Origin of the sequence: Streptomyces sp. NPDC090025, assembly GCF_044748125.1 — a bacterium.
Taxonomy (GTDB): Bacteria; Actinomycetota; Actinomycetes; order Streptomycetales; family Streptomycetaceae; genus Streptomyces.
The window spans coordinates 33,676-56,305 of the sequence record NZ_JBIVFL010000002.1 but is presented as its reverse complement, the minus strand read 5'-3'; the positions used below and the strand labels follow the sequence as shown (position 1 = coordinate 56,305).

The 22,630-nt window shown below is 72.8% G+C and carries 22 protein-coding genes; 12 read left to right on the top strand and 10 right to left on the bottom strand.

Annotation, left to right across the window (positions count from 1 at the left end):
- Nucleotides 1–147 precede the first annotated feature (147 nt).
- The 3 genes from dapF to miaA all read right to left on the bottom strand — a co-directional run bounded on the left by dapF (nt 148) and on the right by miaA (nt 2,795).
- The gene (dapF, locus tag ACIPXM_RS06375) at nt 148–1,020 is read right to left on the bottom strand and encodes a diaminopimelate epimerase (protein WP_401652614.1); all 873 of its coding nucleotides are present in this window, start codon (nt 1,018–1,020) and stop codon (nt 148–150) included.
- Nucleotides 1,021–1,283: 263 nt separating this feature from the next.
- On the bottom strand, nt 1,284–1,748 hold the full coding sequence (locus ACIPXM_RS06370) for a hypothetical protein (protein WP_401653644.1): 465 nt from the start codon (nt 1,746–1,748) through the stop codon (nt 1,284–1,286).
- A 108-nt stretch (nt 1,749–1,856) separates the two neighbouring features.
- Nucleotides 1,857–2,795, bottom strand: a complete 939-nt coding sequence (gene miaA / locus ACIPXM_RS06365) for a tRNA (adenosine(37)-N6)-dimethylallyltransferase MiaA (protein WP_401652613.1) — start codon at nt 2,793–2,795, stop codon at nt 1,857–1,859.
- 113 nt (nt 2,796–2,908) lie between these two features.
- Here miaA and ACIPXM_RS06360 point away from each other — a divergent pair, with 113 nt between their 5' ends.
- Nucleotides 2,909–3,157, top strand: coding sequence for a hypothetical protein (locus ACIPXM_RS06360; RefSeq protein ID WP_401652611.1), 249 nt, complete (start codon nt 2,909–2,911; stop codon nt 3,155–3,157).
- A 43-nt stretch (nt 3,158–3,200) separates the two neighbouring features.
- On the top strand, nt 3,201–3,458 hold the full coding sequence (locus tag ACIPXM_RS06355) for an antitoxin (protein ID WP_401652609.1): 258 nt from the start codon (nt 3,201–3,203) through the stop codon (nt 3,456–3,458).
- A 141-nt stretch (nt 3,459–3,599) separates the two neighbouring features.
- On the opposite strand, the gene ACIPXM_RS06350 is transcribed toward ACIPXM_RS06355, so the two are convergent.
- The 3 genes from ACIPXM_RS06350 to ACIPXM_RS06340 all read right to left on the bottom strand — a co-directional run bounded on the left by ACIPXM_RS06350 (nt 3,600) and on the right by ACIPXM_RS06340 (nt 7,198).
- The gene (locus tag ACIPXM_RS06350) at nt 3,600–4,307 is read right to left on the bottom strand and encodes a hypothetical protein (protein WP_401652607.1); all 708 of its coding nucleotides are present in this window, start codon (nt 4,305–4,307) and stop codon (nt 3,600–3,602) included.
- 147 nt (nt 4,308–4,454) lie between these two features.
- Nucleotides 4,455–5,996, bottom strand: coding sequence for a tRNA (N6-isopentenyl adenosine(37)-C2)-methylthiotransferase MiaB (miaB, locus tag ACIPXM_RS06345; protein WP_401652605.1), 1,542 nt, complete (start codon nt 5,994–5,996; stop codon nt 4,455–4,457).
- The gene (locus ACIPXM_RS06340; protein WP_401652603.1) at nt 5,993–7,198 is read right to left on the bottom strand and encodes a four-carbon acid sugar kinase family protein; all 1,206 of its coding nucleotides are present in this window, start codon (nt 7,196–7,198) and stop codon (nt 5,993–5,995) included. Before ACIPXM_RS06340 ends, miaB begins: the two co-directional genes overlap by 4 nt.
- Before the next feature lie 188 nt (nt 7,199–7,386).
- On the opposite strand from ACIPXM_RS06340, the gene ACIPXM_RS06335 reads away from it, so the two are divergent.
- Nucleotides 7,387–8,385: a TAXI family TRAP transporter solute-binding subunit gene (locus tag ACIPXM_RS06335; protein ID WP_401652601.1), complete on the top strand. Its 999-nt coding sequence runs from the start codon at nt 7,387–7,389 to the stop codon at nt 8,383–8,385.
- A gap of 52 nt (nt 8,386–8,437) precedes the next feature.
- Here the strand turns inward: ACIPXM_RS06335 and ACIPXM_RS06330 are convergent, their stop codons facing one another.
- Together ACIPXM_RS06330 and ACIPXM_RS06325 are read right to left on the bottom strand one after the other, a co-directional pair.
- Nucleotides 8,438–9,865 (bottom strand): ATP-binding protein, encoded by a 1,428-nt coding sequence (locus ACIPXM_RS06330; protein WP_401652599.1) that lies wholly within the window; start codon nt 9,863–9,865, stop codon nt 8,438–8,440.
- Between the two features lie 30 nt (nt 9,866–9,895).
- The gene (locus tag ACIPXM_RS06325) at nt 9,896–10,600 is read right to left on the bottom strand and encodes a response regulator transcription factor (RefSeq protein WP_401652597.1); all 705 of its coding nucleotides are present in this window, start codon (nt 10,598–10,600) and stop codon (nt 9,896–9,898) included.
- 299 nt (nt 10,601–10,899) lie between these two features.
- Between ACIPXM_RS06325 and ACIPXM_RS06320 the strand changes: the two genes are divergently transcribed.
- The 8 genes from ACIPXM_RS06320 to ACIPXM_RS06285 all read left to right on the top strand — a co-directional run bounded on the left by ACIPXM_RS06320 (nt 10,900) and on the right by ACIPXM_RS06285 (nt 17,773).
- The gene (locus ACIPXM_RS06320; RefSeq protein ID WP_401652595.1) at nt 10,900–11,685 is read left to right on the top strand and encodes an amino acid ABC transporter ATP-binding protein; all 786 of its coding nucleotides are present in this window, start codon (nt 10,900–10,902) and stop codon (nt 11,683–11,685) included.
- A gap of 131 nt (nt 11,686–11,816) precedes the next feature.
- Complete coding sequence (locus tag ACIPXM_RS06315; protein WP_401652593.1) at nt 11,817–12,734, top strand: glutamate ABC transporter substrate-binding protein; 918 nt, start codon at nt 11,817–11,819, stop codon at nt 12,732–12,734.
- A 182-nt stretch (nt 12,735–12,916) separates the two neighbouring features.
- Entirely contained in the window at nt 12,917–13,564 is a 648-nt protein-coding gene (locus tag ACIPXM_RS06310; RefSeq protein ID WP_401652591.1) for an amino acid ABC transporter permease, read from the top strand.
- Nucleotides 13,561–14,427: an amino acid ABC transporter permease gene (locus ACIPXM_RS06305; protein ID WP_401652589.1), complete on the top strand. Its 867-nt coding sequence runs from the start codon at nt 13,561–13,563 to the stop codon at nt 14,425–14,427. Before ACIPXM_RS06310 ends, ACIPXM_RS06305 begins: the two co-directional genes overlap by 4 nt.
- 249 nt (nt 14,428–14,676) lie before the next feature.
- Nucleotides 14,677–16,515: an FAD-dependent monooxygenase gene (locus ACIPXM_RS06300; RefSeq protein WP_401652587.1), complete on the top strand. Its 1,839-nt coding sequence runs from the start codon at nt 14,677–14,679 to the stop codon at nt 16,513–16,515.
- Nucleotides 16,516–16,547: 32 nt separating this feature from the next.
- Nucleotides 16,548–16,634: a putative leader peptide gene (locus ACIPXM_RS06295; RefSeq protein WP_351110210.1), complete on the top strand. Its 87-nt coding sequence runs from the start codon at nt 16,548–16,550 to the stop codon at nt 16,632–16,634.
- 90 nt (nt 16,635–16,724) lie between these two features.
- Nucleotides 16,725–17,318 carry a cysteine dioxygenase gene (locus tag ACIPXM_RS06290; protein WP_401652585.1) on the top strand — a complete coding sequence of 198 codons (594 nt, stop codon included), beginning with the start codon at nt 16,725–16,727 and terminating at the stop codon, nt 17,316–17,318.
- Nucleotides 17,315–17,773: a rhodanese-like domain-containing protein gene (locus tag ACIPXM_RS06285; protein ID WP_401652583.1), complete on the top strand. Its 459-nt coding sequence runs from the start codon at nt 17,315–17,317 to the stop codon at nt 17,771–17,773. Before ACIPXM_RS06290 ends, ACIPXM_RS06285 begins: the two co-directional genes overlap by 4 nt.
- A gap of 239 nt (nt 17,774–18,012) precedes the next feature.
- Here the strand turns inward: ACIPXM_RS06285 and recX are convergent, their stop codons facing one another.
- Nucleotides 18,013–18,579, bottom strand: a complete 567-nt coding sequence (recX, locus tag ACIPXM_RS06280; protein ID WP_401652581.1) for a recombination regulator RecX — start codon at nt 18,577–18,579, stop codon at nt 18,013–18,015.
- A gap of 4 nt (nt 18,580–18,583) precedes the next feature.
- Nucleotides 18,584–19,726, bottom strand: a complete 1,143-nt coding sequence (recA, locus tag ACIPXM_RS06275) for a recombinase RecA (RefSeq protein WP_401652579.1) — start codon at nt 19,724–19,726, stop codon at nt 18,584–18,586.
- 367 nt (nt 19,727–20,093) lie between these two features.
- On the opposite strand from recA, the gene ACIPXM_RS06270 reads away from it, so the two are divergent.
- A complete protein-coding gene (locus ACIPXM_RS06270; RefSeq protein ID WP_401652577.1) occupies nt 20,094–22,589 on the top strand; it encodes a DUF5979 domain-containing protein in 2,496 nt (831 codons plus the stop codon).
- The last annotated feature ends 41 nt before the right edge of the window (nt 22,590–22,630 follow it).

Sequence of the window (22,630 nt, the reverse complement as noted above, 5' to 3'; positions counted from 1 at the left end):
GTGCCCGGCGGGCCGGTGCTTGATGCTACCGACCCCACCACGTGGCGCAGTCCCGCTCTCGCCGAGCGTGAACCGGATCACCCATTCGAGGGACGAATCAGTCGTTGACTGTTTCGATTCCGGCCCCTCCGGCCGCGGTGCGCGCCGCTATCCGGCGAGCCACTCCGGGTCGACGGTGCCCTCGGCGACGATCACGGCGGGGCCGGTCATCTCGATGTCGCCGTCGGGGTGCTCGGTGATGACCAGGGTGCCGCCGAGGACGTCCACGGTGTACGTGACGGGGGTCCCGGTCCCCGCCGGGTCGGCGCCGTCCCGGCGGGCGGTGGCGACGGCGACGGCGCAGGCGCCGGTGCCGCAGGAGCGGGTCTCGGACGCGCCGCGCTCGTGCACCCGCATGGCGACGTGCCGGGGGCCGCGGTCGGCGACGAACTCGATGTTGACCCCGTCGGGGTAGACCGAGGCGGGCTCGTAGGGCGGCTCGTCGTACAGCGTGCCCGCGTGGTCGAGGGACTCGACGAAGGCCACCGCGTGGGGGTTGCCCATGCTGACGTTGCGGGCGGGCCAGCTGCGGCCGTCGACGGTGACGGTGACCTCGGCGTCGGAGAGCACGGCGCGGCCCATCCGCACGGTGACGGAGCCGTCCTTGTCGAGGTGGACGCGCTTGACCCCGCCGCGGGTGGCGACGGCGAGCTCGCCCGCGGTGACGTGCCCGGCGTGCTGGAGGTAGCGGGCGAAGACCCGGACCCCGTTGCCGCACATCTCGGCGACCGAGCCGTCCGCGTTGCGGTAGTCCATGAACCATTCGGCCTCGTCGGCCAGGTGCCGCGCGTCGGGGTGGGCGGCGCTGCGCACCACGTGCAGCACTCCGTCACCGCCGATCCCGGCCCGCCGGTCGCACAGCCGCGCCACGAGGGCGGGCGGCAGGTCGACGGCGTTGTCCGCGTCGGGCACGATCACGAAGTCGTTCTCGGTGCCGTGTCCCTTGAGGTAGGCGAGGGGCGAGGTCTGCGTACTGGTCACGGGATCAACTCTACGGGTGGGGTACGACAACGGGCGCGCCGGTCCGCGGAGCGGTACCGGCCCCTGCCGTGCCCGGGCAGGTCCGGCTAGGGCGTGTTGCGAAAGTAGCGCCGTCCGCCCGAAGGGCGGGCCCCGCGGCGTCTGGTGCGTGCGATCGCAAGGCGGAGGGTCGTCCTCGTACCGGGCGTACTCGGACGATCCCGACAACGCGGCGAGCGCGCGTGCCAGGCGTCGCGGGGCAGGCGGGACTTTCGCAACACGCCCTAGCGGAGCCGGGCGACCCGCCAGACCGCGAGCGCGACCAGGACGGCGCTGACCAGCACGTACAGGACGATGGCCCGCCAGTTCGGGCGCTCGCCGGAGCCGCGGGCGGGCAGTCCGGGCCAGCTGGCGCCGACCCGGCGGGCGGCCATCATGCCCCAGCCCGCCGCGCAGGAGCTGATCAGCAGGCCGAGCATGGCGACCACCGCGCCGCCGTCGCCCGAGCCGAAGGCGAGCGGGAAGGCGAACATCAGGGAGCCGACGGCGGCGAGGGCGACGATCGGGGCGAGCTGCCAGATCCGCAGCCGCCGCTGCGGCCGCAGTTCCACCTCGACCTCGGCGGCGTCCACCTCGACGGCGCTGCCCTCGGCCTGGTCCGGGCCGTCCGGCGTCAGCCCGGGCGTCCCACCGGGGATTTCACCCGGGACCGCGGCCTGCCGGTCGGTGTCGTGAGGGCCGGCCTCCATCGCCATGCGCCCTCCCCACTCGGACTCCGTTTGGTCGATCGATGCTCGATGATGGCACGCTCCGCACCCCCGGAATGACGGGCGGGACGTCCCGATGCCATCACGTGATCAGGCTGTAACCGCTCGTTCGACCAACGCCAGCGCCTGCCCCGGGAGTTCCCCGCGGTCGGCGACGGCGCCACTGAGCCAATGCACCCGCGGGTCGCGGCGGAACCACGAATCCTGACGGCGCGCGAAGCGTTTGGTGGCGCGTACGGTCTCGGCGCGGGCCTCGTCCTCGGTGCACTCCCCGGCGAGCGCCGCGAGCACCTGCTGGTAGCCGAGCGCGCGGGCGGCCGTGCGCCCCTCGCGCAGGCCGCGCGCCTCCAGGGCGCGTACCTCGTCGACCAGTCCGGCCTCCCACATGCGGTCGACCCGGGTGGCGATCCGCTCGTCCAGCTCGGGGCGGCCGACGTCCACGCCGATCTGCACGGTGTCGTAGACGGAGTCGTGGCCGGGCAGGTTGGCGGTGAACGGCTGCCCGGTGATCTCGATGACCTCCAGGGCGCGCACGATCCGGCGCCCGTTGCTGGGCAGGATCGCGGTGGCGGCGCCGGGGTCGACGGTGGCGAGCCGGGCGTGCAGCACGCCGGAGCCGCGTTCGGCCAGCTCGGCCTCGAGGCGGGCCCTGACGGCCGGGTCGGTGCCGGGGAACTCCATCACGTCGAGGGCGCCGCGCACGTACAGGCCGGAGCCGCCGACCAGGACCGGGGTGCGGCCAGCGGCGAGCAGCCGGTCGATCTCGGCGCGGGCGAGCCGCTGGTACTCGGCGACGTTGGCGGCCTCGGTGACGTCCCAGATGTCGAGGAGGTGGTGCGGCACCCCGCCTCGTTCCTCCAGCGTCAGTTTGGCGGTGCCGATGTCCATCCCCCGGTAGAGCTGCATGGAATCGGCGTTGACGACCTCGCCGCCCAGTTGCTGGGCGAGGAACACACCCAGATCGGACTTTCCGGCCGCTGTGGGGCCGACGACGGCGATGACCCGCGGGGCGGGAGCTGCACTTCTCACTTCCCCAGTCTCGCAAACCCCACGGGGCGTCCCCGAATGAGCTACGTGACGGCTCTCATCCGGCTTCGTTGCCTGTTGCGGAATTCCGACCCTGAGTACGCTAGGGAGCAGATATGGGCGTTTTCACTCTGTTTCGCCGCAAGAGCAAGGACACCGCGGCGGTCGTGACGGAGGAGGCCGAGGCCACCACCGACACGGCCGAGCAGACCGAGGCCGCCCCGGCGGGCGGCGACGAGGCCGCCGGGCCGACGGCGGAGGCCGCCACCGGAACCTCGGCGGCCGACGGGACCGTGGACATCCCCAAGCAGCAGTCGGCGGAGGAGGCCGCGGACAACGAGGCCGGTGAGGGCGCCCGGAAGTAAGGCACGCGAACGTGCGGAAAGAACGCGGAGGGACGGTGACCCCATGGGTCTCCTGGATTCACTGAAGGCCAAGCTCGGCCCCGCCAAGGACAAGGTCTCCGACCTGGCCAAGGAACACGGCGGCAAGGTGGAGCACGGTCTGGAACGCGCGGCCAAGGTCGTCGACGAGAAGACCAAGGGCAAGTACAGCGACAAGATCGAGACCGGCACCGGCAAGGCCAAGGAGGCCATCGAGCGGCTCGCCCACAAGGACGACGGCGACACCCCGCCGCCGCCCCCGGCGGCCCCTCCGGCGGCCTGAGGCCCCTCCCCCGGCGCCCGGGGTCGGCAGCTCGCCGACCCGGTCCCTCCGCGCACGGCGGACGGCCGCGAAGCAGCACGCTCCGCGGCCGTCCGCCGTCGTCGTCCCAGGCCGGGGAAACAGGCCCCCGGGGCCGCCGGATCAGCTCCAGGCGGCCACGACGTACCCGACCCCGTAGGGGGCGTCCTCGTACAGCAGGCGGCCCGCGAGCCCCGCGCCCTCCGCCGCGCCCGCCAGGACCTGCCAGGGGGCCCGGCCCGCGGCCTTCAGCTCGTACGCGAGGTCCGCGTCCAGGGCGAGCAGCGCGGCGGTGTCCGCGGCGCCCAGCGCGCGGGCGGCGGCCGCGTCGAACGGTTCGGCGCGCTCGTCGAGATAACCGGGCGCCTTCAAGGTGCGGCAGGCGCTGCCGTCGCCCATCACGAGCAGGGCCACCCGGTCGGCGGAGGCGGCGAGCCCCCGCCCGGCCTCGGCGCACCGCGCGGGCTCCAGGGGTTCGCCGACGCCCAGGCCCTCGACGGGCGCGTCGGCCCAGTCGGCGCGCTCCAGGAGCCAGCCGGCCACGGCCAGCGAGGCGGGCAGCGGCCGGTCGCCGCCCGGCCCGCTGCCGAGCCGTACGGTCAGATCGACCCCGAACCCGGCGAAGGAGCCGGTCGACCCGGCCGGGAACACGCCACGGGCGCCCTCCTCGGCGGGGCCGACGACGATCAGCCGGTCGGGACGGGACGCGGCGAGCACTCCGAGCACGTCGGAGCACGCCGTGCGCGCGTCGGTGAGCTCGGGCGCGGCACCGGCGGCGACGGCGGGCACCAGGAGCGGCGGACAGGGGCAGACGGCGGCGGCGACAAGCATGATCCGCAGCCTACTGGCCGGGGGCGCTCAAGGCCCGGGCGACGGCGCGGGTCCGCGCCGGTCGGCACGCGCACGCGTGGGGCCCGGGAACCCCGGGGTTCCCGGGCCCCACGCGCGGGTGTCAGTGGCTGGCGCCGGGCGTGCGGGTCAGTGGCTGCCGCAGGCGGGCGCGTCGGCCACCGGCAGCGGCGCCGGGACGCCGATCTTCGGCAGACCGAGGAGCACCCCGGCCGGCTTGGCGGCGGGGGCCGCCGTGCGCTTCTCCCAGGCGTCACCCGCGCGCGTGCGGCGCACGGCGGTGGTCGGGCCCTCGGCGAGCAGGTGGTGCGGGGCGGCGTAGGTGATCTCGACGGTCACCACATCGCCCGGGCGCACCTCCACGTCCGGCTTGGTGAAGTGGACGAGGCGGTTGTCGGGGGCGCGGCCGGAGAGCCGGTGGGTCTCGCCGTCCTTGCGGCCCTCGCCCTCGGCGACCATGACCTCCAGGGTGCGGCCGACCTGCTTCTTGTTCTCGTCCCAGGAGATCTCCTCCTGGAGGGCGACCAGGCGCTCGTACCGCGCCTGCACGACCGCCTTGGGGATCTGGCCCTCCATGGTGGCCGCCGGGGTCCCGGGGCGCTTGGAGTACTGGAAGGTGAAGGCGCTGGCGAAGCGGGCCTCGCGGACCACGTGCATGGTCTGCTCGAAGTCCTCCTCGGTCTCGCCGGGGAAGCCCACGATGATGTCGGTGGAGATCGCGGCGTGCGGGATCGCGGCGCGCACCTTCTCGATGATGCCGAGGAAGCGGTCCTGCCGGTACGAGCGGCGCATCGCCTTCAGGACGGTGTCCGAGCCGGACTGCAGCGGCATGTGCAGCTGCGGCATCACGTTCGGGGTCTCGGCCATGGCGGCGATCACGTCGTCGGTGAAGTCGCGCGGGTGCGGCGAGGTGAAACGGACCCGCTCCAGGCCCTCGATGTCGCCGCAGGCGCGCAGCAGCTTGCTGAACGCCTCGCGGTCGCCGAGGTCGGAGCCGTACGCGTTGACGTTCTGGCCGAGCAGGGTGATCTCGGAGACGCCCTCCGCGACCAGCGCCTCGATCTCGGCGAGGATGTCGCCGGGACGGCGGTCCTCCTCCTTGCCGCGCAGCGCGGGCACGATGCAGAAGGTGCAGGTGTTGTTGCAGCCGACGGAGATCGACACCCAGGCGGCGTACGCGGACTCGCGGCGGGTCGGCAGCGTGGAGGGGAACGCCTCCAGCGACTCCGCGATCTCGACCTGCGCCTCCTCCTGCACCCGGGCGCGCTCCAGGAGCACCGGCAGCTTGCCGATGTTGTGGGTGCCGAAGACGACGTCGACCCAGGGGGCCCGCTTCACGATGGTGTCGCGGTCCTTCTGGGCCAGGCAGCCGCCGACGGCGATCTGCATGCCGGGCCGGGCGGCCTTCATCGGCGCGAGGTGGCCGAGGTTGCCGTACAGCTTGTTGTCGGCGTTCTCGCGGACGGCACAGGTGTTGAACACCACGACGTCGGCGTCACCGCCGGAGCCCTCGGGCGCCCGGACGTAACCGGCGTCCTCGAGGAGGCCGGAAAGCCGCTCGGAGTCGTGGACGTTCATCTGGCACCCGTAGGTGCGCACTTCGTAGGTGCGCGTCCCGCCCACTGCGTCCACTGCGTCCACTGCTCCGGTCCGGTCGCTGCTGCTGCTCATCCCTCAAGGGTAAGGGGGGTCCGGGGGTGCCCCGGATGTCGGAGGAGGCGAGTGAGGCGGACGAGGGTGGCGTCGTCACCGAAGCCGCCCGCCTTGACGAGCACGGGGATGCCCGGCGCCGCCCCCCGGTCCGTGTGGAGGGTGCCGCGGGCGATGCCCGGCTCGGGTTCGTCGTACAGCTCGATGCCGGTGGCCCCGAGCGCGCCGAGCACGGCGGCGGCCGTCTCGCCGCCGGTGAGGACGAGCCCGTCGGCCCGTCCTTCGCGCACCGCCGCGCAGCTCTCGTCGACAAGTCGACGAAGCAGTGGGCCGGGGTCCTCGGTGCGCTCGTCGGGCGTGTGCAGCACCGTCCCCCGGTCGTCCTCCCCGGCCGCGCGGACGGCGGCGAGCTGGCGGCGGCTGGCCGGGTGGGCGCTGCCGACGACGGCCAGCGGGCGGCGCGCGGCCGGGAGCGCGGGGCGCGGGGCCGCGCCGGGGGTACGGGGATGGCGGCGGGCCAGCGCGTCGGCGAGGCCCGGGGAGCCGACCCACAGCACCTCGCCGGGCCGGGGCACGGCGGCCACGAGGGCGTCCAGGTCGGCGTCGGTCACGGCCGAGGCGACGAACACCCCACCGGCGGCGAGCCGCGCCGGGTCGTCGCCGGGGGCGAACGGGACGGCGCCCGGCAGGAGCAGGGCCAGGTCGGCCGTACCTACCGGGTGCGCGGGGTCCCGGGCGAACGCGCTCTCGTCGACCCGTACCCCGTGCACGTACTGCACGCCGTCGACCGTGGTGCGCCCCTCGGCGGGGAACGCGGGGGCGACGATCGCGACCCGCCGCCCCGATCCGGCGAGCGCGGCGCGCAGCTCGGCGGCGACATGGCCGCGCAGCGTCGAGTCGACGGTCTTGACCAGCAGCCCCGCGCCCGCGTACGCCCGGGCCGCCGCGCGGGTGCGGGCCTCGGCCGTGCGCTCGTCGACGACCCGGGTGCCGAGGTCCACGGCGGTGACCCCGTCGTCGGGCCCGTCGTCGGACCGTCCCGCTTCCCCCGCCACCGGCGCGGCGAACCGGACCAGGGCGCGATGACCGGCCCGGCGGAAGGGCGCGGCGCCGTCGGCGGCGCTGGTGAGGTCGTCGGCGAGGACGGCGACGGTGGTGGTGGCGGTGGTGCTGGTGGTGTCGGTGCTGGTGGTGGCGGTGGTGAGGCTGTGGCGTGGCGGCATCGGCGGCAGTGCCCCTCGGGTGGGTCGGTACGAGTCGGTACGGGTCGGGTACGGGGCCGTGCGGGTCGGTACGGGTCCCTGACCGGGCCAACCCTGACCCGGCACCGGCCCGCCGGACAAGCCTGTACCGCTCCCCCTGCCCCGGCCCGTCCTGGCCAGGACCGGGAGCGAGCTGGCAGGATCTCGTCATGCCCGCCGCATCGAAACGTTCCGTCCGCCGCCGCATCCTCCAGGTCTCGGCGGCTCTGACGGCGCTCGCGGCGCTGCTCGTCTGGTGGCTGGTTCCGATCGGTGACAAGGCCCCGAGCGGTCATGTCACGTTCAGCACCGGCGTCCCCACCGGCGTCTACCAGCGGTACGGGGAGCTCCTCCGGCAGGCTCTCGGCAACGATCTGCCCGAGGTGTCGATAACGCTGAAGAACAGCGAGGGCTCGCAGCAGAACCTGGCCCGGCTCGCCTCGGGCGAGGCCGACTTCACCGTGGCGACGGCGGACGCGGTGGCCCAGTACCAGCGCGACCGCAAGCCCGGCTTCGAGAAGCTGCGCGGCTGCGCCCGGCTGTACGACGACTACGTCCAGCTGGTCGTGCCCAAGGGCTCGCGGGTCGGGACGGTGGCCGATCTGCGCGGGCTGCGGGTCGGGGTCGGTCAGCCGGGGTCCGGGGTGCGGCTGATCGCGGACCGGGTGCTCGCCGCGGCCGGGCTCACCCCGGACGTCGACATCAAGCCGGTGTCGGCCGGGATCGACACCATGCCGGGGCTCCTGGAGCAGCGGAAGCTGGACGCGTTCTTCTGGTCCGGCGGGCTGCCCACGGCGGGCGTGCAGTCGCTGTCCGAGCGGCTGGAGATCCGGCTGGTGCCGCTGGACAGCGCCCTGACCAGCAGCCTCCACGACGTGGGCGAGTCGACCCGGCACTACCGCTCGGCGACCATCCCGGGCGACGCGTACAGCCTGGCCCAGAACGGCAATCCGGTGGACACCCTGGCGGTCGCGAACATCCTGGTGACGACGGACGACGCCGATCCCGCCCTGGTCGAGGGGTTCACCCGTACGGTGATCGGCAGCCGGGACCGGATCGGCGGCCAGGTGCACCCGGCGCAGCTGGTGGACCTGCGCACCGCGATCTACACCGACCCGCTGCCGCTGCACGAGGGCGCCCGGCGCTATTACCGCTCGGTGAAGCCCTGAAACCCTGAATCTCTGAGGCCCTGATCCGAGAGGCACGGCCCCTGACGTGCCCCTAGGGAGCCTCGCCCTGGCCGCGCGACGCCGTGCGCGGGTCGTCGCGGGGCACCCGTACCGTCACGCGCAGACCGTGCGGCGCGTTGCGCGCGTACCCGATCGAGGCGCCGCCCGCTTCGAGCAGCACCCGTGAGATGGACAGGCCGAGGCCCGAGCCCTTGATGTTCTGGTGGCGGTTGGAGCGCCAGAAGCGGTCGCCGACCCGTTCCAGCTCCTCGTCGGTGAGGCCGGGGCCGTGGTCGGCGACCTCGATGTCGACGGTGCCGCCGCCCGCCGCGAGCCGGACGGCGACCTCGACGTCCTGCCCGGCCGGGGTGAACTTCAGGGCGTTGTCGATCACCGCGTCGAGCGCGCTGGACAGTGTCACCGGGTCCGCCCAGGCGGTCAGCGCGGCGGTGTCGCCGGTGAGGTTGACGCCCTTGTCGTCGGCGACCGGCCGCCAGGACGCGAGCCGCTCGGCGGTCAGCGCGCCGAGGTCGGTGAGCCGCAGGTCGGCGGCGGTGTGTTCGGCGAGCGCCAGATCGAGCAGGTCGTCGAGGACCTGCGCGAGCCGCTTGCCCTCGGTGCGTACGGAGGCGATCTCCGCGTTGCCCTCGGGGAGTTCGAGGGCCAGCAGCTCGATCCGCAGCAGCAGCGCCGCGAGCGGGTTGCGCAGCTGGTGGGAGGCGTCGGCGACGAACGCCCGCTGCTGGTCGAGGACGTCCTCGACGTGGTCGGCCATCTCGTTGAACGAGCGGGCCAGCCGACGCAGTTCGGGCGGCCCGCCGGCGGCGGCGACCCGGGAGGTCATCCGGCCGGTGGCGATGTCGTGGGTGACGGCGTCGAGCACCCGGACCGGGCGCAGCACCCAGCCGGTGAGGCGGAACGCGGCGCCGACCGCGAGCAGCATCGCGGCGGCCTCTCCGGCGAACATCAGCAGCCAGTCGCGCAGGATCCGGGAGCGGAGCATCCCGGTGGGTGAGTCGGTGACGACGACGGCGACCACGTCACCGTCGCGGACCACCGGCGATGCGATGGTGAGCCGGGCGTCCCGCTGCCAGGGCCACACCTGCGGCGGGTCGTGGCTGCGCCGCCCGAGCAGCGCCTCGTTGAACGCGCGCCTGCCCTCCCCCTCGTACGGTACGACCCAGTCGTCGGGGGCGGCGGCCATGGACCGGTTGTCGCGGTAGAAGATGCCGGCCCGGATGCCGTACACCTCGTGGTAGCTGGTGAGTTCGCCGCCGAGCGTGGCGCGGCGTTCGTCGGGCCCGAACCGGCTCTCGCTGACGAACTGGGCGAGCGCCGCGAACCGGGCGGCGTCGTCGAGCCGGTCGACGACCACCCGCTGCTGCTCGGCGGCGGCGGTGCTGGCGGCCAGCGGGAAGCCGAGCGCGAGCAGCACACCGGCCATGAGGACGATGAGGAGCGGGAGGAGTCGGGTGCGCACGTACGGTCGTCCGGTCTGCGGGATCCGCGGTCAGGCGGCGGGGGCGACCAGGCGGTAGCCGACGCCCCGCACGGTCTCGATCAGGGCGGGCAGGCGCAGCTTGGAGCGCAGCGAGGCGACATGCACCTCCAGGGTGCGGCCGGTGCCCTCCCAGTTGGTCTGCCACACCTCGCTGATGATCTGTTCGCGCCGGAAGACGACGCCGGGGCGCTGGGCGAGCAGCGCGAGCAGGTCGAACTCCTTGCGGGTGAGCGGGACGGCCTCGCCGTCGACGCTGACCCGCCGGGTGGGGAGTTCGATGGTGACGGTGCCGAGCCGCAGGGTGCTGTCCTCGGCGGTGCCGGTCTGCTCGTCGCCCACGACGGTGCGGCGGCTGACGGCGTGGATGCGGGCGAGGAGTTCGCCGGTGTCGTAGGGCTTGACGACGTAGTCGTCGGCGCCGAGGTTGAGGCCGTGGATCCGGGACCGTACGTCGGCCCGCGCGGTCACCATGATCACCGGGGTGCTGGTGAGCTTCCTGATCCGGCCGCAGACCTGGTAGCCGTCCTGGTCGGGCAGCCCGAGGTCGAGCAGGATCACCCCGTACGAGGGACGCTCGCCGTGCGCGGCGGGCAGCACGGCCTGCAGCGCCTCCTCGCCGTTGCGGGCGTGGGTGACCTGGAAGCCGTGCCGGGCGAGGATCGCGGAGAGCGCGGCGGCGACGTGGTCGTCGTCCTCGACGAGCAGCAGTCTCATGGCGTCTCCTCCTGTCCTGGATCCGGGGTCCCGGGGCCCGTGGTGGATGAACCGGGCCGTCGCATTGTGTACCAGGCTCTACCAGGGCATGAACGCCGATGACCGCCGCCGCGGTCAAGTGCGCCCCGGTCGCTCCGCCGTTTCCGTTATGCACCCGGTACGGCCCGGACCGCGGTGTTCACACAGAGTGTCCGGGAGCGACCGGATCGTTATGCTCAAACTTCGCTCAGATGTGATGACGGTCATCATGGCCGGTCTCTAGTGTCCTCCCCAACCGAGCAGGACGGAGCGAGAAGCCGATGAGCGGAGTGTCAGTGACCAAGGGTGCGGAGGACGCCGTGCCGGCCACGGACGACCTGGTCGTGCTGTCCGACGTGAACAAGCACTTCGGCGCGCTGCATGTGCTGCAGGACATCGACCTGACGATCCATCGCGGCGAGGTCGTGGTGGTCATCGGGCCTTCCGGGTCCGGCAAGTCCACGCTGTGCCGCACCATCAACCGGCTGGAGACGATCGACTCCGGCAGCATCACCATCGACGGCAAGCCGCTGCCGCAGGAGGGCAGGGAGCTGGCCAGGCTCCGCTCCGACGTCGGCATGGTCTTCCAGTCGTTCAACCTCTTCGCGCACAAGACGGTGCTCGAGAACGTGATGATGGGTCAGATCAAGGTCCGCAGGACCGAGAAGAAGGCCGCCGAGACCAAGGCGCGCGCCCTGCTCGACCGGGTCGGCGTCGGCACCCAGGCCGACAAGTACCCGGCGCAGCTCTCCGGCGGCCAGCAGCAGCGCGTCGCCATCGCCCGGGCCCTCGCCATGGACCCCAAGGTGATCCTCTTCGACGAGCCGACCTCGGCGCTCGACCCGGAGATGATCAACGAGGTCCTCGACGTCATGCAGCAGCTGGCCCGTGAGGGCATGACCATGGTCGTCGTCACCCACGAGATGGGTTTCGCCCGCTCCGCCGCCAACCGCGTGGTCTTCATGGCCGACGGGAAGATCGTGGAACAGGCCGCGCCCGACGAGTTCTTCAGCAACCCGCGCAGCGACCGGGCCAAGGACTTCCTCTCGAAGATCCTGCACCACTGAGCCTTCCCGGAACCGAGCACCGAGCACCGAGCACCGAGCCATCGGCTCCGTACCGCCGTACCGCCGTCAGCGACCGCCGATCGAGAACGATCGATGACGCTCACCTACCCACGACCTGAGGGATGTTCACGATGAAGCTCCGCAAGACCGCGGCCGTGGCCGTCGCCGTTCTCGCTCTGACCGCGACCGCCTGCGGCGGCAAGGAGGGCTCGGCCGGTGACAAGCCCGCCACCAAGCCCGGCGACGCCAGCGCCCCCAAGCTGCCCAGCTACACCGTCGCGAGCGGTGTGACCCTCGACTCCGCGACCTTCAAGAAGGCCAAGGAGCGCGGCAAGCTGATCATCGGTTCCAAGGCCGACCAGCCCTACCTCGGCTTCGAGGACCAGGCCACGAAGAAGCGCTCCGGCTTCGACATCGAGATCGCCAAGATGATCGCCGCCGACCTGGGCTTCTCCGAGGACCAGATCGAGTGGAAGACGGTCGACTCCAAGCTCCGCGAGACCGCCATCGCCACCGGCCAGGTCGACTACTACGTCGGCACCTACACGATCAACGACAAGCGCAAGGCGCAGGTCGGCTTCGCCGGTCCGTACTACCAGGCCGGTGCCGACCTCCTGGTCCGCAAGGACGACACCTCGATCACCGGCCCCGAGACGGTCAAGGGCAAGAAGGTCTGCTCGATCACCGGCTCCACGCCGCTCCAGGAGATCAAGAAGCCGCAGTACGGCGCGGAGACCGTCGAGCTCGGCAAGTACTCCGACTGCGTGCAGCAGCTGCTCACCAAGCAGGTCGACGCCGTCACCACCGACGACTCGATCCTCAAGGGCTACGCCGCCGCCAACTCCGGCAAGCTCAGGGTCGTCGGCAAGCCGTTCACCAAGGAGCCGTACGGCATCGGCATGAACAAGGACGACAAGGTCCTGCGCGAGAAGGTGAACGCCTCCCTGGAGGCGCACGAGAAGGACGGCACCTACAAGAAGATCTACGAGGCCACCCTCGGCCTCTCCGGCTCGGCCTACGTCGAGCCGCCGGCGCTCGTCCGCTACTGACCGACCGCCGCCGGTCGCCCCCGGGCCGACCGGTGAGCCGAGCCGGGCTGCGGGCGGTCCCGCCGAGGATCACCTCGGGGCCGCCCGCCGCCCGCTCGGCCCGGCGCGTGAGCGCCCCGTGCCGCACGGGGCGCCCCGCCCCTTGCCCGTAAACCTGCCGACCCTGCCGACGCGGAGTCCTCATGAACGTACTGCTCGACCATTTCGCGGAGTTCCGCAACGGTTTCATAGGAACCGTCGAGATCACCGCCGTGAGCTCGGTCATCGCTCTGGTGCTCGGCATCGTCGTCGCCGGTTTCCGGGTCTCCCCCGTCCCCCCGCTGCGCGTCTTCGGCACCGCCTGGGTGACGCTGCTGCGCAACACCCCGCTGACCCTGCTCTTCCTGGTCTTCTTCTTCGTCGTGCCGGAGATCCTCTTCCCCGGCATGAGCCCCTTCGTGCTCGCCTCGCTCGCGCTCGGCTTCTACACGTCCTCGTTCGTCTGCGAGGCCGTCCGCTCCGGCATCAGCACCGTGCCGCTGGGCCAGGCCGAGGCCGCCCGCTCGCTCGGTCTGACCTTCTCGCAGACGCTGCGGATGATCGTGCTGCCGCAGGCGACCAGGACCGTGCTGCCGCCGCTGAGCTCGATCTTCATCGCGCTGACGAAGAACTCGGCCATCGCGGGCGCCTTCAGTGTCACCGAACTCTTCGGCTGGCAGACGCTGATGAGCGAGCAGGGCTACGCGATCATCCCGATCTTCATCTGGGTCGCCGCCGCCTACCTCGTCATCACCTTCGCCATCAGCGGACTCTTCCGTCTCCTCGAGCGCAACATGGAGGTCGCCCGATGAGCGCCAGCGTTCTCTTCGACGCCCCCGGCCCCAAGGCCAAGGTCCGCAACCGGATCTACGCCGTCGTCGGCAGCCTCGCCATCGCCGCCCTGGTCGTGATCAGCCTGATGCGACTGGCCGACAAGGGCCACCTCGACGGGGCGATGTGGGACATCTTCAACTACTCGGGCATCCGGCAGAACATCGCCGACGCCCTCGTCTCCACCCTCAAGGCGTTCGGCCTCGCCGCCGTCGGCTCGCTGATCCTCGGTGTGCTGCTCGCCGTCGCCCGGCTCTCGGACCGCCGGCCCGTCCGCTGGTTCGCCACCGCCTTCATCGAGGTCTTCCGCTCCATCCCGCTGCTCATCACGATCTTCGCGGTCTGGATCGGCTTCCTCACCGACTACTCGATGTGGGCGCTCGCCCTCGGTCTGTCCGTCTACAACGGCTGTGTCCAGGCCGAGGTGCTGCGCGCCGGGGTCAACGCGGTCCCGCGCGGCCAGCGCGAGGCGGCGTACGCGCTCGGCATGACCAAGACCCAGGTCATGGTCAGCGTCCTGCTGCCGCAGGCGGTCCGCGCGATGCTGCCGACGATCATCAGCCAGCTGGTGGTGACCCTGAAGGACACCTCGCTCGGCTTCGTCATCCTCTACCCCGAGCTGCTGTACTCGGCCCGCCTGATCGCCTCCAACACGCTGGTGAACGGGCAGTACCCGTACGTGTCGGTGATCGTCGTCTTCGGTGTCATCTACATCGCGCTCTGTCTGCTGCTCTCGGCGCTCGCCACCTGGATCGAGAAGCGCGGACGCCGGGCGAGGACCAGCACCAAGAGCGACGCCGACGCGGGCGGCGCGGCGCCGGCCGCCGAGCTCGCGAAGATCTGAGCGAGGCGGGGGTGCCGGCGGGGCCGGTGACCACGGCTGCCCGTGACACCCGTGGTGGTGCCGGTGGCCGTGATACCGGCCGGAACTGACGGTATGTGACATCATCCGGGGGCAGTGGCGGCGCCGCTGCCCCCGTCGCTTGACGCGCGCACCCTCAGTGGGTTGCATACGTTCTGTGATCAAGCTCCGGGCCCGCGCCACACTCCGCTGTGCTTCCCGCATGACCGTACGGCCTTCAGGAGCGGCGCCGTGGACCCGGTGATCATCGTGGGCGCGGGGCCGGTGGGCCTCGCGCTCTCCCTCGCCCTGGCCGCGCAGGACGTGCCCAGCGTCGTCCTCGACGAGACGCCGGGCAAGGAGGAGCCGCGCCCCGCGCGCACGGTCGTGCTGCGCGCCGACATGGCCGCGATGCTGGACCGGCTCGGCTGCGCGACCCTGCGTGACGAGGGAGTGCAGTGGGTCGGCTGGCGCTCGATGCGCCGCCGCCAGCAGCTCCGGCACGTCCCCCTCGACCTCGGCCTCGGTACCTTGACCGACGGCTCCGACGACATCGGCGGTTCTGGCGGCTCCGACGACATCGGCGGCTCCGACGACATCGGCGGCACCGGCGGCGGTTCTGGCGGGCGGCGGGCCCTCGGCAGGGCCGACGACGGCACGGAGCGTACGGGCGGCGAGGCCGCCGGGCCGGCCGCCCCGCTGCACGTGCCCCAGCACGCGCTGGCCCGCGGACTGCGCGACGCGATCGCCCGCCAGGAACTGATCACCCTGGTCACCGACGCCCGGGTCGACACCGTCGAGCAGGACGAGCACGGCGTCAGCGCCCACACCCGGGGCCCCGACGGCACCTGGTGGCGGGGCAGCCACCTGGTCGGCTGCGACGGCGCCCGGTCGACCGTGCGCAAGCTGCTCGGCGTCCGCTTCCCCGGGCGCACCGCGGTGGAACGGCACGCGGTCGCCGCGCTGCGCACCGAACTCCCCTGGGCGGGCGAGGCCCTGTTGCACCGTCAGCCGCCGTGGCGCAGCGGCGGCGACGAGATCTCGGCCCGGCCGCTGCCCGACGGGGTGTGGCGGATCGACTGGCTGCTGCCGCCGCGCGGTGAACTCGTCACGCCCGACGCGCTGGTGGCCAAGATCCGCGACACGCTCGCGGGCTGGTGCGACGGCGCCACCCCGCCGTACGACCTGATCGACACCGGGGTGCACACCGTGCACCACCGGCTGGCCCGGCGCTGGCGGGTCGACCGGATGTTCCTCGCCGGGGACGCGGCCCATCTGCTGGGCGCGGTCGGCACCCAGGGGCTCGACGAGGGGCTGCGGGACGTCGACAATCTGGCCTGGAAGCTCGCCCACAGCTGGCACCACCGGGACACCTCCGCCACCCTCCTGGACAGCTACCAGAGCGAGCGCCGGTCCGCCGTCGCGTCCCGGCTGCGGGCCGCCGACCAGTCGCTGCCGGTGCTCCGCGGCGGTGGCGGGCTGCGCTCCTATCTGCGCGGCGGCGGCCATGAGGCGCTGCTCACCGACGGTCATCTGGGGCGCGGGCCGCTGGGCGCGCCGCCCGCCCATCCGCACTCGCCGCTGGCGCCCGAGCCCACCGAGGGCCGGATCCCGGTGGCCACGCCGGACGGCGCCCCGGTCGACGACGTCCGGGTGACGGCGCCGGACGGCACGACCGTACGGCTCAGGGACCGGCTCGGTCAGGGGCGCCAGCTGGTGCTGCTCGTCGCGCCGGGCACCGGGGTGTGGGACCGGCGGCACTGGGTGAGCGCGGGGGTGATGCCCCGGCTCGCCGAGGCGGTCGACGCGCTGCCCGCGCCCGCCGAACTCCTGGTCACCGAGGCGTATCCGGGCGCTCCGGCGCACGCGGTGCTGCTCGTCCGCCCGGACGGCCATCTGGCGGCGGCCTTCGCCGGGGTGCGGCCGGCTGAGCTGTACGCGGCGGCGGACGCGGTACGGGGCGGAGCCCCCGAGGCGCGGGCCACGGAGCCGGGCGAGGAGGCCGCGGCCGGGGCGGGCTCAGGGTCGGTACCGGGGCCGGGCTCGGGGCCGGTGTCCACGGGCAGCGACCGTACAGCGGACGTCAATTGACCATGGCGTAGCGGCGTGGTGTACTCCGGAACGTGACCGACACCGATGTGCGCCTGTGGCGGAGGGTCCATATGGACCTGATCCGCTATGCGGGCTGCGTGTGTCGCCCGTCCTGCTGATTCGCAGCTTCTTCCTTTTCTCGGCCGTGTGCGCCCTGTTTCGGGCGTACGCGCGCTTTCGCGAACCTCAGGACCCTCAGGACGGTCTTCGTGTCCCAGACGCAGCGCACCCGTACGTCTCTTCCCGGCTCCGATCCCTCCCCTCTTTCCCCCGCCCCCGCCCTCACTCCCTCCTCCGCCTCCCCGGCCGGGCCTCCGACGGAGGCCGATCTGCTGGACTTCGTCCGGCGGACGGCCGCGGACGAGCGGCTGGTCGCCTCGCTGCCGCTCGATCCGGAGGGCCGCACCTGGGTACGGCTCGACGGCCCCGGCGGCAGTGAGGCATGGCTGATCGGCTGGCCGCCCGGCACCGGCACCGGCTGGCACGACCACGCCGAGTCGCTCGGCGCCTTCGCCACCGCCCGCGGCACCCTGCGCGAGCACTCGCTCGCGGTGCGGCTCCCGGCGGGCGGCTGGAAGAACCTGGAACTCGCCGACGACGTGGACCGCAGCCGGGAGCTCCCGGCCGGCCGGGGCCGCGCCTTCGGCCGCCACCATGTGCACGAGGTGCTCAACGAGTCCCCCGCCGAGCACGCGGTCTCGGTGCACGCCTACTATCCGCCGCTCCCGCTGATCCGGCGCTTCAGCCGGTCGGGCTCGGTGCTCCGCCTTGAGCAGGTCGAACGTCCGGAGGACTGGCAGTGAGTGAACAGGCCGAACGGGTCGGCATCGACGAGCTGTTGGAGCGGGTACGGGCCGGGCTCGACCGGATCGAGGCGCGCGCCGCCTTCACCGCGTACCAGGCCGGGGACGCCCTGCTGGTGGACACCCGCTATGCCGCGCTGCGCGAGCGGGACGGCCTGATCCCGGGCGCGCTGGTGGTGGAGCGCAACGAGCTGGAGTGGCGGCTCGACCCGCTGGGCAGCCATCGGGCCCCCGAGGCCGACAGCCATGATCTGCGGGTGGTGGTGTTCTGCAACGAGGGCTACGCCTCGTCCCTCGCGGCCGCTTCCCTGCGTCAGTTGGGGCTGCACCGGGCGACGGACGTGATCGGCGGCTTCCAGGCGTGGAAGGCGGCGGGCCTCCCGGTGCTGCTGCCGAAGCCGCCCCGGGAGGAGCAGAAGGAGCAGGAGGAGCGAGCGGAACACGTGGAGCGCTGAGCGCGCCGAGAGCGCTCAAGGTCAGGGTGCCGAGGGCACCGAGCGGGTCCGGAGAGGAGCCCTCGGCCGTGTCCGGAAAGTCCCGCCTGGCTCGCGACGCCTGGCACGCACGCTCGCTACGTTGTCGGGATCACCCACGTACACCCAGTACGAGGGCGACCCTCCGCCTTGCGATCGCACGCACCAGACGCCGCGAGCCCCGCCCTGGCGGGCGGACGGCGCTACTTTCCGGACACGACCTAGTAGGGCTCGTCCAGGCCATCGGTGTCCTCGCCCTCCTGCTCCAGGGCCTGCCGGACCACCCGCAGAGCCATACCCTCCGGGTACCCCTTGCGGGCCAGCATCCCGGCGAGCCTGCGCAGCCGCCGGTCCCGGTCGAGGCCCCGGGTGGCCCGCAGCTTGCGGTCGACCAGCTCGCGGGCCCTGACCTCCTCCTGGTCGGAGTCGAGCCGCTCGACCGCCTCCGCGATCACGGTGGGGTCGACGCCCTTGGTGCGCAGCTCGCGGGCGAGCGCACGGCGGGCGAGGCCCCGGCCGTGGTGCCGGGACTCCACCCAGGCCCCGGCGAAGGCGGCGTCGTCGATGAGTCCGACGTCCTCGAAGCGGGACAGCACCTCGTCGGCGATCTCGTCGGGCACGTCCCGCTTGCGCAGGGCGTCGGCGAGCTGCTTGCGGGTGCGGGGGGTTCCGGTGAGCAGGCGCAGGCAGATCGCCCGCGCCCGCTCAGCCGGATCCTGGGACGACAGCTCCTTCTCGGCCCTCGACGAGTCGGGGCTGTCGTCCGGCCATTCGGTGCGACCGGTCACCGGGTCAGCTCTTCGCTGCGGTGGCCTTGGTCGCCTTGACGGCCTTGGCCGGGGCCGGGACGGACTTGCCGGCCTCGTCGGTCGCGGCCGCGTCCGTACCGGTGGTGGGGGTCGCGTCGTCGGCGGTCTCGTCCGAGGGCTTCTTCTCGGGACGGACGCCGACGCCCAGCTTCTCCTTGATCTTCCGCTCGATCTCGTTGGCGAGGTCGGGGTTGTCCTTCAGGAAGTTACGGGCGTTCTCCTTGCCCTGGCCGAGCTGGTCACCCTCGTAGGTGTACCAGGCACCGGCCTTGCGGACGAAGCCGTGCTCGACGCCCATGTCGATCAGGCCGCCCTCGCGGCTGATGCCGTGGCCGTAGAGGATGTCGAACTCGGCCTGCTTGAACGGCGGGGCGACCTTGTTCTTGACGACCTTGCAGCGGGTGCGGTTGCCGACCGCGTCGGTGCCGTCCTTCAGGGTCTCGATGCGGCGGATGTCGATGCGCACCGAGGCGTAGAACTTGAGGGCGCGACCGCCGGTCGTGGTCTCCGGCGAGCCGAACATGACGCCGATCTTCTCGCGGAGCTGGTTGATGAAGATCGCGGTGGTCTTGGACTGGTTGAGCGCGCTGGTGATCTTCCGGAGCGCCTGGCTCATCAGTCGGGCCTGGAGGCCGACGTGGGAGTCACCCATCTCGCCCTCGATCTCGGCGCGCGGGACGAGCGCGGCGACGGAGTCGATGACGATGAGGTCGAGGGCGCCGGAGCGGACCAGCATGTCGACGATCTCGAGGGCCTGCTCGCCGTTGTCCGGCTGGGACAGGATGAGGTTGTCGACGTCGACGCCCAGCTTGCGGGCGTACTCGGGGTCGAGAGCGTGCTCGGCGTCCACGAAGGCCACCTGGCCGCCGGCCTTCTGCGCGTTGGCCACGGCGTGCAGGGTGAGGGTCGTCTTGCCGGAGGACTCCGGTCCGTAGATCTCGACGACACGGCCGCGCGGCAGGCCGCCGACGCCGAGAGCGACGTCGAGGGCGGTCGATCCGGTCGGGATGACCTCGATCGGCTCCTGCTGGCGCTCTCCCATGCGCATGACGGCACCCTTGCCGAATTGCCGTTCAATCTGTGCGAGCGCGGCTTCGAGAGCCTTCTCGCGGTCGGTTCCTGCCATGGGTTCCACCCGGTTTGCTTGAGTCGATCGCTTCATGGGAAAGACGCTAACCCCTGCCACTGACAATGGGCTCCGACGTCCGGCCCGACCTGTGGATAACTCCGCCACAGCCCCGCGTTTCCACGGCTTGCCCTTCCATGAGAATGGATGTTCGATTTTCATGTCAAGCGAGCCACGCCGGTCCCGCACGCCCCTTCCAGCCCTCGGAAGCCGGGCCGCCGGAGGCCCGGACTGACCCGAACGGGGGACCGGCGGCGCGTCACGACGGCCACACCCCGACCTCTCCCGCCACTCATGCTTACCTCGCCCGAGATATCACTTTTGAACGGTAATCGTAGTAATACGTGAACGGGTGGGGTGAGCACAGATGCGTGCGACGGCGCGGTCCGCGGTCGGGATCCGGGGCGGCTTCCGGGGCCTCGGGGCGGTCGGGGCGCTGACCGTGCTCGCCGCTCTCGGCGGTGTCCTCGGCAACGGTGGCGGGGAGGCCGCCGCGGTGGGCGCGGCGGGCGCGGTGGCCGCCGCCGCACCGCCGAATCCGTTGTCGGTGACCTTCGTCGCCCGCTCCTGCCCCGTCTACGGCGACGTCATGGCCAACAAGGCGCGCAACAACTATCAGGAGTCGCTGCGCGACCTCGGCCCCGGCTCGAACTACGCCCGCGACGAGACGGTCTCGGCCGCCAAGGAGGCGGCGGGCACCCCGTTGCCGCCCTGCGAGCCCCTGCCGGACTGGACGCTCTCCACCGGCACCGGCATCACCTCCAAGACGCCCGGCACCCTCAACCTGAGCACCGTCTCCACCCCCATCCGCCAGGACATCACCACCAAGGCGAGCACCCCCGAACTCGACGCGGCGGGCAACCCGACCGGCCGCCAGCTGGCGGGCGCGGTCACCGTGCCGCTCACCCCTCGGGAGATCGCGGCCGGTTCGTCGCTCGTCGTCCAGGGCGGCACCAAGGCCCGGCCCCTCAACGGCAAGCAGGAGCAGTACGGGTTCGCCGCGCTGCGCTGCGCGCAGGACGCGATCAACGGCGACAACGTCGAGTTCGTGTCGTTCCCGGCGGGCGCCCGGCACGTCTTCTGCTACTACTACGCCATCACCCCGCCCCCGGACTCCGGCACCATCACCGTCGTCAAGAAGGTGGCGCCGGACGCCCCGGGCGAGGGCACCTTCCGCTTCGACGGCAACATCTCCTACGGCGACAGCAACGGCGACGGCGTCAACGACTTCACGCTCAAGGCATCCGCGCAGCGGCAGGACTCGATCTCCTTCGTGCGGGCCGCCGGTGACGAGCCGTGGAACTTCAAGGAGATCGTGCCGCCCGGCAGCGGCTGGAGCCCGGCGAGCGCCCCCGTCTGCACCATCACGGCGGCCGGCGGCGGCCCGGGGACCAGCGTGGTCGTCAAGGACTCCACCGGGGCGGTCTCGGTGCGCCTCGCCGCCGGTGACACCGTCACCTGCGCGTACACCAACCAGCGCACCAGCGGGCAGGCGCTCCTGGAGAAGGAGTCGATCGGTGGCACCGGGACCTTCGACATCGACCTGACGCCGCCGCCCAGCGTGCCGCCCCTGAACCTCTCCGAGGTCACCACGACCGCCGAGGGCGTCCCGGTCACCGTCGCCCAGGCCCCCAGCGGCGCCACCGCGGGCACCTACCGGATCACCGAGGCGGTCCCCGTCCCGGACGGCACCGGCACCTGGGACCTGACCAGCGCCAACTGCGACGGCACCGACCTCGACATCACCCGGGGCGCGGCCACCGACAGCGCACCCCTCGGCACCTGGCAGGCCGCCTACGACGTCGCCTCGGTCACCGGCACCCACTGCCTGCTGACCAACAGCTTCACGCCCGGCGGCGCGATCAACATCGAGAAGGTCACCCAGGGCGGCACCGGCACCTTCACCTACGGCATCACCCCGCACCCCGTCGGCGGCCCCGCACCCGCCTCGGCCACGACCCACCGGGCCGCCGCCACCACCGTCACCGAGGGCACCCCGGCCACCGCGCACCCCGAGGGCGAGACCACCGGTCCGGCGGCCGACCGGCTCACCGTCGACGACACCCTGCGCTACACCGTCCAGGAGTTCCTGCCGCCGCCGACCGCGGAGGGCCGCTGGGAGACGGTCGCCGCCGACTGCGGGGCCGCCGGGTCCGGCGTGGACCTCGCGGCGGGCACCGTCGACGTCGCCCTCACCCCCACGGCCCCGCGCCCGACCTGCCGCTTCACCAACCGCTTCGTGGCGGTCGGCACCCTGGACGTCACCAAGCTCACCACCGGGGACACCGGACTGCGGCCCGACACCACGCACCTCGACCTGAGCTGCGCGGACGGCACCACGGACGGTCTGGACGTGGCGGCGGGCGCCGCGTCGGGCACGCTGCCCCGGCACGTGTTCCCGGCGGACACCACCTGCACGCTGACCGAGCCCCGCAGCGGCGCGGCACCGGACACGGCGGTGGACACCAGCGCCGTGCTCACCGTGGACGGCGGTACGCCCACCGCCGTCACCCTCGGCCAGGAGTTCCCGGTCAGGGCGGGCGAGTCGGCACGGGTCACGGTGACGAACACGCTCACCGCGCCGACCCCGACCCCGACCCCGACGCCCACGCCGACTCCCACCCCCACGCCCACTCCGACGCCTACTCCCACTCCCACCCCGACGCCGAGCCCGACTCCCACCCCGACCCCGATGCCGAGCAGCGGACCGCCGACGGCCCCGAGCGGACGCCCCTCGCCGCCGCCGGACCACCTCGCCGAGACCGGCACCTCCCCGTGGGCCCGGTGGGCGGCACTGGCCGCGGCCCTCACGCTGGCGACCGGCACGGTGGCGGTACGGGTGACCCGCGGCCGACGCCGCTGACCCGGCCGACGCCGCTGACCCGACCGGCCCGAGCCTATGCT

Bases quoted from the DNA above. Each gene is read 5' to 3' on its own strand.
- ACIPXM_RS06370 (WP_401653644.1), bottom strand. From the start codon at position 1,748: ATGGAGGCCGGCCCTCACGACACCGACCGGCAGGCCGCGGTCCCGGGT.
- ACIPXM_RS06360 (WP_401652611.1), top strand. From the start codon at position 2,909: ATGGGCGTTTTCACTCTGTTTCGCCGCAAGAGCAAGGACACCGCGGCG.
- ACIPXM_RS06355 (WP_401652609.1), top strand. From the start codon at position 3,201: ATGGGTCTCCTGGATTCACTGAAGGCCAAGCTCGGCCCCGCCAAGGAC.
- ACIPXM_RS06350 (WP_401652607.1), bottom strand. From the start codon at position 4,307: ATGCTTGTCGCCGCCGCCGTCTGCCCCTGTCCGCCGCTCCTGGTGCCC.
- miaB (WP_401652605.1), bottom strand. From the start codon at position 5,996: ATGAGCAGCAGCAGCGACCGGACCGGAGCAGTGGACGCAGTGGACGCA.
- ACIPXM_RS06340 (WP_401652603.1), bottom strand. From the start codon at position 7,198: ATGCCGCCACGCCACAGCCTCACCACCGCCACCACCAGCACCGACACC.
- ACIPXM_RS06335 (WP_401652601.1), top strand. From the start codon at position 7,387: ATGCCCGCCGCATCGAAACGTTCCGTCCGCCGCCGCATCCTCCAGGTC.
- ACIPXM_RS06325 (WP_401652597.1), bottom strand. From the start codon at position 10,600: ATGAGACTGCTGCTCGTCGAGGACGACGACCACGTCGCCGCCGCGCTC.
- ACIPXM_RS06320 (WP_401652595.1), top strand. From the start codon at position 10,900: ATGAGCGGAGTGTCAGTGACCAAGGGTGCGGAGGACGCCGTGCCGGCC.
- ACIPXM_RS06315 (WP_401652593.1), top strand. From the start codon at position 11,817: ATGAAGCTCCGCAAGACCGCGGCCGTGGCCGTCGCCGTTCTCGCTCTG.
- ACIPXM_RS06310 (WP_401652591.1), top strand. From the start codon at position 12,917: ATGAACGTACTGCTCGACCATTTCGCGGAGTTCCGCAACGGTTTCATA.
- ACIPXM_RS06305 (WP_401652589.1), top strand. From the start codon at position 13,561: ATGAGCGCCAGCGTTCTCTTCGACGCCCCCGGCCCCAAGGCCAAGGTC.
- recA (WP_401652579.1), bottom strand. From the start codon at position 19,726: ATGGCAGGAACCGACCGCGAGAAGGCTCTCGAAGCCGCGCTCGCACAG.
- ACIPXM_RS06270 (WP_401652577.1), top strand. From the start codon at position 20,094: ATGCGTGCGACGGCGCGGTCCGCGGTCGGGATCCGGGGCGGCTTCCGG.